Below are 14,492 nucleotides of genomic sequence, written 5' to 3' on the forward strand. Positions count from 1 at the left end.
ATGGCTCAGGAAGACGACTGGCAGCGGAACGTACTGAGGGATCTCGGAGCGGGCATCGGCCCGGCGGGCGAGCCGACCGATGTGCTCCGCGGAACGGACGGTGACCGACGGCCCGCTCCCCGGCCGACGGCTCCGGCCCGCCCCGTACGCAGCGACGCCCGCCCCATACACGGCAACGCCCGCGACCCTCGCATCCCCATGCCCGCCCCCGAGTCCGTCCCCACCGTCGACCCCCGCCTGGCCCGCGCCCTGGGCAGCCCGCAGCACGGCGAATCCGCGGTCCGCCGCACCGGACGCTCGCTGCGCAAGCTCACCGCGTCGGCCGGCCAGGAGGTCACCGAGCAGACCCGGCTCGCCCGCGAGGTGCAGCAGCCGGTCACCACCGGCCGTGTCATCGCCGTCACGTCGATCCGGGGCGGGGTCGGCAAGTCCACCGTCTCCGCGCTCCTGGCCCGGACCTTCAACCACTACCGGCACGACCCCGTCCTCGCCCTGGAGGCGGACGCCGCGCTCGGTACCCTGCCGGTCCGCCTCGGCGCCGAGTCGGTGCGCTGGGCCTGCGCGGACCTCGCCCCCATCCTCAGCCCCGCCATGCAACTCACCGACGTCACCGGCTACCTGGTCCCCGTGACCGACGGCGGCTGGCTGCTGCCCGCGAGCCGGGGACGCGTCGGCGCCCCGCTCGACGTACCCACCTACCGCACCGTCACCCTCGCCCTGCGCCGCTACTTCGCCGTCACCGTGGTCGACTGCGAGACCCTGCCCGGCGAGGTGGCCCGCACCGCCATGGACACCGCCCACGCCCGCGTGGTCGTCGCCCCGATGACCGCCGAGGGCGTCGGCGGCACCCGCATCGTCCTGGACTGGCTGGCCCAGCTGCCGCACTCGGCCCTGGCCACCACCGTGGTCGCGCTGTCCGCCAACTCCCCCGACACGACACTTGATCTGAAGGCCGCCACCGCGCATCTGCGGGAGACCGGGGCGGCCGTCGTCGCCCTGCCCTACGACCGTCACCTGGCCCAAGGAGGCCCCATCCACACCGGCATGCTCGGCCAGAACTCCCGGGACGCCGCCGTGCGGTTGGCGGCCGAGGCGATGGGGCGGGCGGTGCGGGTGCGATGACCCACCGCCTGATCCACCGCCCGGCCCGCTCCACCCGGCCACTGGACACCACGCCCGAGCGCACCATCGAACCGCCCCCGAACCTGCCCGAGGGCAAGATGGGCAACGCCGCCACCGCGCTCCTGCCCATGGCCGGCGTCATGGGCTCGGTCGTGATGATGACCGTCATCCGCAACAGCCAGTTCGCCGCCGTCGGCGCCATCGTCCTCGTCTTCGCCCTGCTCGGCGCGGTCGCCCTCTTCCTCTCCCAGCGCGGCAAGGCCCAGCGCACCCGGCGTACCCAGCGCGAGCGCTATCTCGAGTACGTCGAGGAGCAGCGTGAGGAACTGGGCGCCGTCGAGCGGGAGTTGCGACGCCGGGCACGGGTCCTCAATCCGCCTCCGACAGCCCTGTACGACCTGGTGCGCGACCCGGCCCGGCTGTGGGAGCGACGCCGTCTCGACGCGGACTTCCTGCGCGTGCGGCTCGGCACCGGCGACGTACCCGTGCAGCGCCTGGAGATCGGGCAGAACTCGGGCAGCGGCGTGCTGACCCCGCCCGACCCCTTCATGCTGAACGAAGCGCGGGCCCTGCAGCACCGGTTCACCACCGCCACCGACTTCCCCCTCCTGGCGCCCCTGGACCGCGCGGGCAACGTCAGCGTCATCGGCGAACGCGAGGACGTACTCCGGGTGGCCCGGGCTCTACTGATCCAGGCCGCCGTGACCCACGCACCGGACGATGTCTCGATCGCGCTCGGCGTGCCCGGCGAACGCCTGGACGAGTGGGAGTGGACCAAGTGGCTGCCGCACGTCCTCGACACACTGCGGGACGACGGGCCGGTCGCCGCCCGGCGCATCGCGCCCAGCCTCGATCAGCTCGCCCGCCAGTGCGCCCCGGACCTGCGACGCCGGTCCTCCTACGCCGCCGAAGTGCGCCGCGGCCTCTCCGACCGCAACGCGCTGCGGATGAACGACCGGCTCCTGGTGGTCAGCGACTGCCACGGCAGCACGGCCGCCGAACTGCCCCGCCCGGACACGGCCGTCGACCTCACCGGCATGGGCGTGACCGTGCTCCACCTGCTCGAACAGCAGGTGCACGAACCCGACCAGGTGTCGGTGCGCATCACCGTCGACGGCGAGAAGGTCACCGTCGAGGACCTGCGCACCCCCGACGCGACGCCCGGACACGGAACCCTCGACGCGGTCAGCATTCCGGGCGCCGAAGGCCTGGCCCGCATGCTCGCCCCGCTGCGCCTGTCGGCCGAGTCCGCCGCCGAGGGCACCCCGATCTCCGGCCCGGTCGACTTCCCCACCCTCCTCGGCATCGACGACCCGGCCGCCCTCGACCTGAAGCGGCTGTGGGCGCCACGCGGCGAACGCGACTTCCTGCGCGTACCCGTCGGCCTCGACGACCGCCACGAGCCGGTCCTGTTGGACCTCAAGGAGTCCTCCGAGCTGGGCATGGGCCCGCACGGACTCTGTGTCGGCGCGACCGGCTCCGGCAAGAGCGAACTCCTGCGCACCCTCGTCCTGGCCCTGGTCGCCACGCACTCCCCCGAGGACTTGGCGCTCGTCCTGGTCGACTACAAGGGCGGCGCCACCTTCGCCCCCTTCACCGAACTCCCGCACGTCGCCGGGGTCATCACCAACCTGGAGAACCAGGCCGGGCTCGTCGAACGGGTCCACACCAGCCTGGCCGGCGAGGTCAAGCGCCGCCAGCAGGTCCTCAAGGACGCGGGCAACGTCGCCGACATCGGCCACTACGCCGCCCTGCGCGCCAAGCAGCCCGAGCTCGAGCTGGAGGCGTTGCCCCATCTCTTCGTCGTCATCGACGAGTTCGGGGAGCTCCTCACCGCCAAGCCCGACTTCATCGACCTGTTCCTGTCCATCGGCCGCATCGGCCGCTCCATCGGCGTCCACCTGCTGCTCTCCAGCCAACGCATCGAATCCGGCAAGCTCAAGGGCCTGGAGACCTACCTCTCCTACCGGCTCGGCCTGCGCACCTTCTCCGCCGATGAGTCCCGCACCGTCCTGGACACGGTCGACGCCTTCCAGCTGCCGCCACTGCCGGGCTTCGGCTATCTCAAGGTCGACACATCGACGTACGAACGCTTCAAAGCGGGCTACGTCTCCGGCGCACACCGCGGCCCGGCCCTGACCGGCCAGTCCGATGACGAACCCCTCGCCTGGCTCTATCCCACCTACAACACCGGGCAGGCCCCCCAGGCCGACGCGCCATCAGAACCGCCCATGCGGGAGCGGGAGACCGGCCCGACGGTCCTTTCGGCCATGGTCGACCAGCTCTGCACCGCCGCTCCCCCCGTACGCCGCATCTGGCTGCCCCCGCTGCCCGACGCCCTCACCCTCGACCGGGCCGCCGGCCCCGTCCAAGCCTCCGAACGCGGCCTTCACCTCGCCCGGCGGGGCGATGACGCGATGCGCGTACCCCTGGGCGTACTCGACGACCCGGCCAAACAGTGGCAGGAACCCTGGTTCCTGGACCTGACCGTCGCGGGCGGTCATACCGCCGTCATCGGCGGCCCGCAGTCCGGCAAGACGACCCTGCTGCGCACCCTCGCGCTCGCCCTGTCCCTCACCCACACCCCGGCCGACGTCGCCGTGTACGGCCTGGACCTGGTCGGCGGCGGGCTCTCCGCCCTGGCCGGTCTTCCGCACGTCGGCGGCATCGCGGGCCGCGCCGACCACGAACGCGCCGCGCGCACCGTGGCCGAGGTCCGCGCCCAACTCGCCCTGCGCGAAGAGCTGTTCCGCGAGTACGGGATCGACTCCGTCGACCAGCTGCGCCACCTGCGGGCACGGGGCAGACTGACCGAACTCGGTTCGACCGACATCGTCCTGCTCATCGACGGATTCGGCGCGCTGCGCGACGAGTTCTCCGAGCTCGACGACACCGTCGCCGACCTCCTCAAACGTGGCAGCGGCTACGGCATCCACATCGTGGCCGGCATGCTGCGCTGGAACGACGTACGCATCGCCACCCAGTCCATGTTCGGCTCGCGTGTCGAGCTGCGTCTCAACGACCCTTCGGACTCGAGTGTCGACCGCAAGCTGTCCGAGACGCTGACCGCGGACACTCCGGGCCGGGTCCTGACCGACGCCAAGCTCTTCGCCCAGACCGCCCTGCCCCGCATCGACGGCCGACCCGCCACCGGCGACCTCGGCCCCGCCCTGGAGCGCGCGGCCCGCACGCTGCGGGCGAGCTGGCACGGCGAACTCGCCGCGCCGGTAAGGGTGTTGCCCACCGCGCTGCCCGCCGCGAAACTGCCCTCACCCACCGCCGAGCCCTCCCGCATCCCGCTCGGCGTCGACCAGGACGCCCTCGCCCCGGCCCACCTCGACCTGTTCGGCAGCGACCAGCACCTGCTGGTCCTCGGCGACAACGAATGCGGCAAGACGAACCTGCTGAAGCTGATCACCCGGCAGCTCATCGACCGCCACGGCGACAAGGACCTGGTCTTCGGCGTCTTCGACCCGCGCCGGGGTCTGCGCGGCACCGTCCCCGAGCCCTACCGCGGCGGCTACGCCCACAACGCCAAGCTCGCCGCCGCCCTCGCCACCGGCATCGCGGGCGAACTCGAAAAGCGCCTCCCGGAGACCGCCGACCCCGACACGATCGCCGACGGGCCCGGCTTCACCGGCCCCCGCATCGTCATCCTCGTAGACGACTACGACATCCTCACCACCGCGGGCCAGCAGCCCCTGGCGCCCTTCCTGCCCTACGTCTCCTCCGCCCAGGACATCGGCCTGCACTTCGTCATCACCCGCCGCGTCGCCGGAGCCTCCCGCGCCCTGTACGAGCCCTTCCTCACCACCCTGCGCGAGACCGGCGCCACCGCCCTGCTCATGACCGGCGACCGCACCGAAGGCCAGCTCTTCCCCGGCCTCTACGCCTCCACCCAACCCCCCGGCCGCGGCACCCTGGTCCGCCGCGGCCGACGCCACCAGATCATCCAGACCGCCCTCGCCCCAGAGACCGACACCACCGACACGGAGACCCAGCGACCGTGACCAAGGACGTCATCGCCCTCACGCCCACGATGCCCGACATCGACGTCCTGCTCGCCGGGCTCTTCGCGGGCGGCCCCTCCCTGGGCGTCACCAGCGTGCACGAGGGAGCCGTCGTCCAGCTCTGCACCCCGGACGGCCGCCCTCTCGTTTCCGTCGAAGCGCCCCTCCTCATTCAGGTCCCCGGCGAGGCGCAGCGCCTGCTCGGAGCCGAAGTGGCCGCCCCCCGCGTCCCGTTCTGGTGGACCGAAGCCCGCGCCTCCACCGCCGTCGAGGAGGGCGAGCGGCTCGCCGGTTCGTTCGCCGGACGCCTTGCCGCCGTGCTCGACGGCACGGTCTGGCCGCCGGAAGCCGCCCACACAGATGTCGTCCCGCTCACCCCCGAGACCGCCACCGCCGCCCCCGCGGCGCCGGACTCGGCACCTCCCGCCGTCGACGTCCTCACCGACAAGGCCGCGGTCGTCATCCAGGACCGCCCCGTCGTGGCGATGACCAGCTGGCTGGCCGACGCCCTGCGCACGGCTGCCGCCGGCGGCCTGGCCCTGCAGATCGTCACGCCACCACACACCAGGCTCACCCTGCCCACCCGCACCGCCTTGCACGGGCACCCCAACCGCTGGGTCGTGCAGGACCCCGGCTGCGGGTACTACGACGGCCTCTCCGGTGCCGAACTCCACTGGCAGGACGGCCACTTCACGCCGGTGAGGTCCGCGGACGGAAAGACCCGGGTGGCCGAAGCCTTCAAACCCAGGACCGCACCCGACGCTCCGGGCGCGCGCCAGCTGGGCCTCTCCCTTCACACGACCCACCCCGCAGACGAACACCTCCTGCTCGGCGGCGCCCTGGAAGCCGCCTGGCAGGCCCTCACCGGTACTTCACCGGCCGGATGGTCCACCGCCGAACCCATCTGCCTGCCCTGGTCCCGACGCCAGATGACCGAGCTGGCCCGCTCCCGTGCCCAGCGGTCCGCCCCCACGTGGCTGACCACCATCGGCACCCCCGAGCGCCCGGCCATCGCCACCACCCGCGTCACCCACACCTCGTCGGGCATCGAGGAGCACATCGTCCTCACCCTCGGTTACGGCGCCGACGAAGCCCCGCCCCTGGACGCCGTCGCCCCGCTGGCCGAGACCCTCGCCACCGAGCACGGCCTGGCCTCCATGCTCACCACACTCCGCACCGCCGGCCGGGATCTCACCGTCCCGCCCGGGTTCGAGGCCCCGCCGATCCCCCTCGCCTTCACCCTGGGCGCGGACGCAGTGAACGAGATCGGCCGCAGCCACGCCCAGCACCCACAGGCCGGCGCCCGCCCCACCCGACTCGGCCCCGCAGCCCGGCCCGCACTCCACTACCCCCTGGGAGACGGCACCGACCCAGGCTCCTGGGCGACACTCCAGCAGCTCAGCCGGCACCTGAAGCGGACACAGGAGGGAGCGTGAGGGACGGTGCGGGGAGCTGATCCGGTCGGGGGTGGAAGCGGCCGGTGGCGGCGGGGAGGCAGTGGCGGCGGCCGGTGGCGGTGCGGAGGCACGTGGCGGCCGAGTGCTGCCGCGGGACCCGTCCCGGCCACCCTTAGCCGGCCAGAGGCCCTGACGGGCAGACGAGTCGGGCTGTACGCCGGGTTCTGTGCCGCGGGTCCTCGCGGACGTCGCGGCGACGGCCATCCATCTAGGGCCGGCATTGCTGCCGGCCTCGTGCGGTCTACCCGCGGACTCGGGCGGGCAGCCCTCGAACGTCCGCGCAGAGCGCCTCTTACCGCGCTCCTTTTGACCTTGCTCCAGGTGGGGTTTACCTAGCTGCCCAGGTCACCCTGGGCACTGGTGGTCTCTTACACCACCGTTTCACCCTTACCGAGGACCGAGGTCCCCGGCGGTCTGTTTTCTGTGGCACTGTCCCGCGGGTCACCCCGGGTGGCCGTTAGCCACCACCTTGCCCTGTGGAGCCCGGACGTTCCTCGGGAAGGGCCCCCGAAGGGGTCTTCACGCGGCCGTCCGCCCGGCTCGTCTGCCGTGCCGACCATGTTACCCGGCGGGAGATCCGCCCCGGTGCCGTGCCCGCCGTCGCCGTCGCCGCCGTCGCCAGGAACGAACCCGCGAGGATCAGCGCGAAGGCCGCCACGACGTCCGCCGTCAGGGGCTCGGAGAGGAACGTGACGCCCGCCGCCACCGCGACGGCCGGATTGACGTACGTGAAGACGACCGCCCGGGTCGGGCCCGCCTCCCGGATCAGTTCGAGGAAGACGACGAAGGCCAGTGCCGTGCAGATCACGCCGAGGCCCGCGAGGGACAGGAGCGTGGGGGTGTCGGGCACCGTGCCGGGCCACGTCGCCGCCGCGGCGGGGGCGTAGACCAGGGCGGCCAGGACCAGGCACGGCGCGATCAGCTGGAGGGTGGGTACGTCGCGGAGGTGGCGGGCCACGATCAGGGGGGCCACGGCGTAGCCGAGCGCGGTGAGCATGACCTCTGTCAGGGACCACGCGTCGCCGCCCGTGAGGTGCGGCACCGTGAGGACCGCGACGCCCGCCAGGCCGAGGCCCAGGCCCGTGAGGCGGCGGGCGCCCAGGCGTTCCGTGTCGCCGAAGAAGCGGGCCAGGAGCGCGCCGATGATCGGGACGGCGGCGATGAGCAGCCCGGCCGTGGAGCTGGAGATGCGGCGCTCGGCGTCGGTCAGGGTCCACCACGGGCCGATGATCTCGACGCAGGCGAAGGCCAGCATGGGGCGCCAGTGGGTTTTCAGTACGCGGGGCAGTCCGCCCTGTCGTACGGCGAACGGAAGCAGGAGTGCCGCGCCCAGCGCGCAGCGCGTGAAGACCACCATCGACGGGGACAGGTCGCTGTCCACCGCCACTTTGATCATGAAGTACGGGATGCCCCACAGGACACCCATCAGGGAGAAGAGGAACCAGGCGCGTGCCGTCATGCGGGCAGTCTCGGGCGCGCCGGCGCCCTCTGTCTTGAACGCTGTTGCGGCCTGACGCTGTCGCGGTACGCCGCCGGGGTCACTCCGAGGACCCTGCGGAACCAGCGGGTGAGGTGCGCCTGGTCTGCGAAGCCCACGAGGGAGGCCGCCTCGGCGGGGCGCAGGCCCGCCTCCAGGTGGGCGCGGGCCCGCTTGACCCGGTGCTGGGCGAGCCAGGCGTAGGGCGGCATGCCCGTCGACGTACGGAAGGCGCGCAGGAGCTGGTAGCGGGAGAGGCCGAGCGGGGCGGCGAGTTCGGCGAGGGAGGGCGGGGCGAGGAGTTCGTCGGCGAGCCGGTCCCGGACGGTGCGGGTGATGTGGTCGGCGCCGGGGCCGCGCCCAAGGGAGGCGTGGTCGGTGAGGGGGCGGGCGCCGCCGTGTCTGCGGGCGAGCGCCGTGAGCAGCCACGGGAGGCGGGACTCGGCCTCCAGCGGGTCGGCGTGGGCGCTCAGCTCGGTGTGGGCGGCGCGCAGGGCCGCCGCCAGTTGGGGGTCGTCGACCAGCGGGTCGGGGAAGTGCGGCGGGGTGGCGGTGGCCTCGGTGAGGAGGGACGGCGCGGGGTACATGGCGCGGTAGGCGTAGCCGTCGGTGGCGCCGGGGCCGCCGGTGTGCACCTCTCCGGGGGCGAGGACGACGATGGAGCCGGGCCCGACGTGCAGCCGCCCGCCCCGGTAGTCGATGATCTCGGTCCCGCCGACGCAGACGCCGACGGTGAACTCCTCGTGGTAGTGCGGGGCGTAGCGGTGCCGGTCGAAGCGGGCGGTCAGCAGGTCGAGGGAGTCGCCGCCCGGGCCGAGGGGCGCCCTGGCCCAGTGTGCGTGCTCGCGGGGACGCCCCGCCGCCCGTGCCGCCTGGTTGCCCATGTCGTCCGTGCCGCCTATGCCCATGTGCTGCCCGCTCCCCCGGTGCCGCGCCGCGCGGCCTGTGCCCTCGTGCCCTCACGCTCTCTCAGGAGTGCAACGCCCGCGTGCCCTTCCGCCATGCCGCGTCGAGGTCGACGCCGTCCGGGAACCGTCCGTGGATCTCCAGGATGACCATGCCGTGCCCGAACGCCCATAGGGCACGGGCCAGGTCGACGTCCCCGGCGCAGGCCCGCATCAGGGGGGCCGCGGCCCGCTCCTCCAGGCCCTCGGGGAGGGCGTGGCGCGGGAGGGGGCGCTCGGTGGCCAGGCGGTAGAGGTGCGGGTGGCGCAGGGCGTAGGCGCGGTAGGCGTCGGTGAGGGCGTCGAGGGAGCCGGGCGCCTCGGCCTCGGCGGCTTCGCAGACCGCGGCGGACTCGTCCAGCATCTGCGCGATCAGTTGCACCTCCACCGCGGACTTGTCGGGGAAGTGCTTGTAGAGGGAGGGCGCCTTGATGCCGAGCCGGTCGGCGAGGAGACGCATCGTGAGCTTCTCGGCCCCGGACTCCTCCAGCAACTCCCGGGCCGCGGCGACGATCTCCCTGGCCCGGGGGGTGAGGTGTCGCCCCCACGCCGGGCGGCCGTGCGTCCCGTGCTGGTCAGCCACGCTGGAACCCTTCCTTCGTACGCAGTCCATAGCCGAAGGCGCGATCGTACGAGATGTGGGCGAGCCAGCCGCACAGGGCCGCGAGGACGGGTGCCCAGACCGCCTGCCCGACGGTGTGGACGGCGACGATGAGCGCGGCGGGGACCAGGGCGCGGTGGGCGGCGTTGTAGAACGGGGCGGCGCGGGGCGGGAGTTGGCCTCGCGACATATGGGGCGCGTCGCGGACTCCGACGAGGAAGGTCAGGTCGGGCGCGACGAAGAAGAAGACGGCGAGCAGGCCCGCGACCCAGCCATGGTCGACGGCTTCGAGGACGGCGAGGACGGACCAGACCACGGCGTTGGCGAACCAGACGAGGCGGCGGACGACGGCGAGGCCGGTGGGCTTCGCGGTGGTACTGGACGTGATGGTGGCCATGCGGGCTCCCCCATGGAATGGCTAACGGCGTTAGCTTCTGGTCTCGCCAAGTTATGGCTAACAGCGTTAGCCGTCAAGGGGCCGGGAGGGCGCGGAACGTCCGTCGGGCCGCCCTTGACCTCCTTGACTCCCTGACTCCTTGACCTTGCCGCGGCGTCAACGTTTCTACTGAGCCCATGCGGATCGGAGAGCTCGCCGGCATCGTCGGCGTCACCACGCGCGCCATCAGGCACTATCACCATCTGGGCCTGCTTCCCGAGCCCGGGCGGCTGCCCAACGGCTACCGCGAGTACGGGCTGCGCCACGCCGCGGCCCTGGCCCGGGTCCGACGCCTGACCGAACTCGGCCTCGGCCTGACCGAGGTCCGTGACGTCCTCGCCGACGACGCGGGCCGGGACCTCGCGGAGGTTCTCGCCGAGCTGGACGCGGACCTCGCCCGGCAGGAGGCCGTGATCAAGAAGCGCAGGGAACGGCTGCGGAGCCTGTCGGCCGACGCGGCGGAGGGCCGGCTGCCGGCCGAGGGGCCCGTGTCCGCCGAAGTCGCCGCCGTCTTCCGCGAGATGGAGCGCTCCACGGCAGCGGGCACTCGGCCGGAATCGGCGATCGCCACGAAGGACCGGGAGGTGCTGGTCTTCCTCGACGCCGCGTTTCACGACTCCGCGGCCGCGCCGCCCGAGGACCGTGACCGCTTCCTCGCCGCGTTGCGCCCGGCGCTCGGCACGCCGGGCGCCGCCGACCGGGCGCATGAGGTGTACACCATGCTTGATGCCCTGGCCGACCACGTCGACCTCGCGGACCCGGCCACGGAACGGGCGGTGGACGAGGCGGCCCACGCACTCGCGCACGCTTTCGGTGACGCACTCCCGGCAGCGCCGCTCGCCGGACCGGGCGCTGAGCCGGAGCCAGGGGCCGGCGCGGAGCCAGAGGCCGGCGCGGAGCCAGAGGCCGGGGCGAGGCCAGAGCCCGGCGCCGAGCCGAAGCCCGACGCGAAGCCAAAGCCCGACCCGAAGACAGAGCCCATCGTGGGCGGCTCACCCGAGGCGAAGGCCTTTCTCGGCGCGGTTTTCGCCGACCTCGCCCCCACCCAGGCGGAGGCAGTCCGCCGCGCGGTGGGTCTGCTGTCGGCCGCCGAGCGGGGAGGCACCGAGTGAAGAGGCACGGGACCGGGATGACTCTTCACCGGGCGCTGCGGTACGTCGCGTACGCGATCCTGCCCGCCGAACTCGCCTTGCTGTGTTGCTTATTGGCGGGCGCGACACTGCCGCGCCCGTTGGTGTTCGCTGTCGAGGCCGGGGTCGCCCTGTCGCTGGCCGTGGAGACCGCGGGGCTCCTGCTCCTGTACCGGCGGGGCGGGGCCGGCGCCGTCAAGGACGTCGTGCCCGAGCCGGTGCGGCGGCTCGTCGGACATGAGGTGCGTGTCCTGACGAGCCTCGCCCTGTGGCCCGCGCGGCACCGCTACGGGGTACGGCCCGGAATCGATCAGGCCTTCGGCCATGCCCGGGGCCAGACGGCGCCGCTGCTCGGCCTCGCCTTCGTCTGCGCCGCCGAGACCTGGGGGATGGCGATGCTGCTGCGCCCCTGGCCGGTCGCCCACTACGCGGTGCTGGCCGTCGACGTCTACACCCTCGTCCTGGTCCTCGGGATGCACGCGGCCTCCGTGACCCGTCCGCACGTGCTGTCGCCCGGTGAACTGCGGATACGCCACGGCGCCCACCGTGACCTGCGGATTCCCTTGGAGCGGATCGCCTCCGTACGGGACGAGCCGCGCTACGCGCACGAGGCCGTCGACGGAGTCCTGAACATCACGGTCGCCGCGCGGACCTCGCTCACCCTGGAGCTGTCCGAGCCCGTCATCGATGCCGGGCTTCTCGGGAAGCGGCGCGCGGTGACGACGGTGCGGCTGCATGCCGACGAGCCGGCGGAGCTGTTGGCCGCGCTCAGGGATCGCCTGCCCCGCGCTCACGCGGACGCCGGCCGAACCGTCACGCGGGCGTGAACCGCACCTTCGCCGTCGCCGGGTCCGCCCGCGTGAGGCGTACGCGCAGGCGCTCGCCCAGCGGCAGTTCCGCGGGGCCGCCCTCGACGCGGGCCACGATCGCCGGGTCGGTCAACTGCACGATGCCGGCGGTCGGTTCGTGGTCCTTCACGTCCACCACCACCGCGTCGAAGAGCTCGCCGACCCGGTCCTTGAGCAGCGCGGCCTCGACGATGTCCACGCACTCCCGTTCCACCATGTTGCCGCGCCGGGTGCCCTCCGCCATCTCCTTGGGCAACTCGTCCAGGGCGGCCAGTACCCACTGCGGGACGCCCGCGCCCGCGCAGGCCGCGAGGCAGAGCTCGGAGGCGTAGCGGTCGACGAGGCGGCGCAGGGGCGCGGTGCAGTGGGCGTAGGGGGCGGCGACCGCGGCGTGCAGGGTGTGCTCGGGGATCTCGCCGCCGCTGAACGCCGTGTAGCCCGCGCCGCGCAGCAGCGTCGTGCACTCCTGGAGGAAGGCGGCGTGGTGCGGCTGCCGGGGGTCGAGGGTGCGTACGAGCTCCGCGTACGGGACGTGGTGCGGCCAGTCGACGTGCAGCGCCTTGGCGGTGCGGCGCAGGCGGCCGACCGCGCCGTCGGGGGCGGTCGGCAGGGTCCGCAGGATGCCCGTACCGGAGTCGATCATGAGCTGGGCGGCGGCCATGCCGGTGAGCAGGGAGATCTGGGCGTTCCAGCCGTCGGCGGGCAGGGGGGCGCGGTAGGCGAGTTCGTACGTGCCGTCGCGCTCGACGATCTCCTGCTCGGGCACGTTGAGGGAGATGCCGCCGCGGTCGACCTCCAGGCTCTCGCGCAGTGTCCCGATGTCCCGCAGCAGGCCGACCGGCTCCTCCGCCGTGCCGTCGTCGATGGCGCGCTGCACCCCTTCGTAGTCCAGTTTCGCCCGGCTGCGTACGAGGGCACGGCGTACGTCGGTGTGCTCGGCGCGGCCGTCCCCGTCGAGGTCGATCGTCCACAGGACCGCCGGGCAGACCTGGCCGCGGAGCAGGCTGGCGGCGCCCTCGCTCAGGGCCGTGGGGTGCAGCGGGACCTTCTCGTCGGGGAAGTAGAGCGTGGTGACGCGGCGGTGGGCCTCGGCGTCGATCGCGCCACCGGGCGTGACGTACGCCGCGACGTCGGCGATCGCGTACCGCACGCGGTAGCCGCCGCCCTCGCGCCGTGACAGGTGCATGGCCTGGTCGAGGTCGACGGAGGTGGGCGGGTCGATGGTGAAGAAGGGGATGTCCGTCACGTCGTGGTCCGGCAGCCGGGGCGTCGCGGCGGCGCGTTCCGCCTCCGCGAGGACATCGGCGGGGAAGGCGTCGGGCACGTCGAGTGTCGTACGCAGTGCACGCAGCGCGGCCCGCAACGGAGCCTCCGCTGCGCCGGTCACACGGAGCTGGCGGCGCGGCATGTCCCGAGCGTAGGGCGGACCGCTGCTCCCGGCATGCCGAACGGGGGAGCGCCTCCCCATCCCCCACGCCCCCGGCAAGGACCTCACACCCCGTACCCTTTCGCAGGGGCCGCACCCCCTCCCTCGTACCGCCTAAGGAGTCCGCTCGTGCTCGTCCTGCTGCCGCCGTCCGAAGGCAAGGCCTCGTCCGGGCGGGGTGCTCCGCTCAAGCCCGAGACGCTGTCGTTGCCGGGGCTCGCCGAGGCTCGGCGGACCGTGCTCGACGAGCTGGTCGAGCTGTGCGCCGCCGACGAGGAGAAGGCGCGGCTCGTGCTCGGGCTCAGCGAAGGGCTGCGGGGTGAGGTCGCCAAGAACGCCGAGCTGCGTACGGCGGGCGCCCGTCCCGCGGGCGAGATCTACACGGGCGTGCTGTACGACGCCCTGGACCTGGCCTCGCTCGACGCCGCCGCCAAGCGCCGCGCCGCCCGCTGCCTGCTCGTCTTCTCCGGGCTGTGGGGCGCCGTCGGCGTGAGCGACAAGATCCCCTCCTACCGCTGCTCGATGGGCGTGAAGCTGCCGGGCCTCGGGGCGCTCGGCGCGTTCTGGCGTACGCCGATGGCCTCCGTGATGCCCGAGGCGGCGGGTGACGGGCTGGTCCTCGACCTGCGGTCGTCGGCGTACGCGGCGGCCTGGAAGCCCAAGGGCGAGGTGGCGGGGCGGACGGCGACCGTGCGGGTGCTGCACGCGCAGCTGGTGGACGGGGTCGAGAAGCGGTCCGTGGTCTCGCACTTCAACAAGGCGACGAAGGGCCGCATCGTCCGGTCCCTGCTGACCACGGGCGCCCGGCCCGAGGGCCCCGCCGAGCTGGTGGAGGCGCTGCGGGACCTGGGGCATGCGGTGGAGGCGGAGCCCCCCGCGAAGGCGGGCAGGCCGTGGGCACTGGACGTGGTGGTACGGGACGTGCACTGAGCGGAGCGCCCGAGAACGGCACGCGCACCGTGACCGCGGGCCGGTTCGACCCGGCCCGCCACGCGGCGCACGGCAGCGTGGCTTCGACCCGGCCCGGCCCGCCACCCGGCG

The 14,492-nt window shown here is 73.4% G+C and carries 11 protein-coding genes and 1 other RNA gene; 7 read left to right on the forward strand and 5 right to left on the reverse strand.

Annotation, left to right across the window (positions count from 1 at the left end):
• The 3 genes from KKZ08_RS11295 to KKZ08_RS11305 are packed head-to-tail and all read left to right on the forward strand — an operon-like array spanning position 1 to position 6,568.
• Positions 1-1,122 (forward strand): type VII secretion protein, encoded by a 1,122-nt coding sequence (locus tag KKZ08_RS11295; RefSeq protein ID WP_223774335.1) that lies wholly within the window; start codon positions 1-3, stop codon positions 1,120-1,122.
• Complete coding sequence (gene eccCa, locus KKZ08_RS11300; protein ID WP_223774336.1) at positions 1,119-5,132, forward strand: type VII secretion protein EccCa; 4,014 nt, start codon at positions 1,119-1,121, stop codon at positions 5,130-5,132. Before KKZ08_RS11295 ends, eccCa begins: the two co-directional genes overlap by 4 nt.
• Positions 5,129-6,568 carry a DUF6177 family protein gene (locus KKZ08_RS11305; RefSeq protein ID WP_223774337.1) on the forward strand — a complete coding sequence of 480 codons (1,440 nt, stop codon included), beginning with the start codon at positions 5,129-5,131 and terminating at the stop codon, positions 6,566-6,568. Before eccCa ends, KKZ08_RS11305 begins: the two co-directional genes overlap by 4 nt.
• A 158-nt stretch (positions 6,569-6,726) precedes the next feature.
• Here KKZ08_RS11305 and rnpB read toward each other — a convergent pair.
• An RNA gene (gene rnpB / locus KKZ08_RS11310) (RNase P RNA component class A) lies at positions 6,727-7,132 on the reverse strand.
• 47 nt (positions 7,133-7,179) lie between these two features.
• On the opposite strand from rnpB, the gene KKZ08_RS38620 reads away from it, so the two are divergent.
• Positions 7,180-7,476 carry a hypothetical protein gene (locus KKZ08_RS38620; RefSeq protein ID WP_263303338.1) on the forward strand — a complete coding sequence of 99 codons (297 nt, stop codon included), beginning with the start codon at positions 7,180-7,182 and terminating at the stop codon, positions 7,474-7,476.
• A 568-nt stretch (positions 7,477-8,044) separates the two neighbouring features.
• Here the strand turns inward: KKZ08_RS38620 and KKZ08_RS11320 are convergent.
• The 3 genes from KKZ08_RS11320 to KKZ08_RS11330 form a co-directional block, all read right to left on the reverse strand.
• Positions 8,045-8,974, reverse strand: coding sequence for an AraC family transcriptional regulator (locus tag KKZ08_RS11320; protein ID WP_223774338.1), 930 nt, complete (start codon positions 8,972-8,974; stop codon positions 8,045-8,047).
• Positions 8,975-9,035: 61 nt separating this feature from the next.
• A complete protein-coding gene (locus KKZ08_RS11325; RefSeq protein ID WP_223774339.1) occupies positions 9,036-9,593 on the reverse strand; it encodes a TetR/AcrR family transcriptional regulator in 558 nt (185 codons plus the stop codon).
• Positions 9,586-10,008 (reverse strand): DUF4260 family protein, encoded by a 423-nt coding sequence (locus KKZ08_RS11330; protein ID WP_223774340.1) that lies wholly within the window; start codon positions 10,006-10,008, stop codon positions 9,586-9,588. Before KKZ08_RS11330 ends, KKZ08_RS11325 begins: the two co-directional genes overlap by 8 nt.
• A 176-nt stretch (positions 10,009-10,184) precedes the next feature.
• Between KKZ08_RS11330 and KKZ08_RS11335 the strand changes: the two genes are divergently transcribed.
• Positions 10,185-11,159 carry a MerR family transcriptional regulator gene (locus KKZ08_RS11335; protein WP_223774341.1) on the forward strand — a complete coding sequence of 325 codons (975 nt, stop codon included), beginning with the start codon at positions 10,185-10,187 and terminating at the stop codon, positions 11,157-11,159.
• Between the two features lie 17 nt (positions 11,160-11,176).
• Positions 11,177-12,004 (forward strand): hypothetical protein, encoded by an 828-nt coding sequence (locus tag KKZ08_RS11340; protein ID WP_223774342.1) that lies wholly within the window; start codon positions 11,177-11,179, stop codon positions 12,002-12,004.
• On the opposite strand, the gene KKZ08_RS11345 is transcribed toward KKZ08_RS11340, so the two are convergent.
• Entirely contained in the window at positions 11,991-13,433 is a 1,443-nt protein-coding gene (locus KKZ08_RS11345) for an RNB domain-containing ribonuclease (protein WP_223774343.1), read from the reverse strand. The genes KKZ08_RS11340 and KKZ08_RS11345 overlap by 14 nt on opposite strands.
• A gap of 147 nt (positions 13,434-13,580) precedes the next feature.
• Between KKZ08_RS11345 and yaaA the strand changes: the two genes are divergently transcribed.
• Positions 13,581-14,381 (forward strand): peroxide stress protein YaaA, encoded by an 801-nt coding sequence (gene yaaA / locus KKZ08_RS11350; protein WP_223774344.1) that lies wholly within the window; start codon positions 13,581-13,583, stop codon positions 14,379-14,381.
• Positions 14,382-14,492: the final 111 nt, after the last annotated feature.

This window comes from Streptomyces sp. 135, assembly GCF_020026305.1.
In the GTDB taxonomy this organism is placed as follows: domain Bacteria; phylum Actinomycetota; class Actinomycetes; order Streptomycetales; family Streptomycetaceae; genus Streptomyces.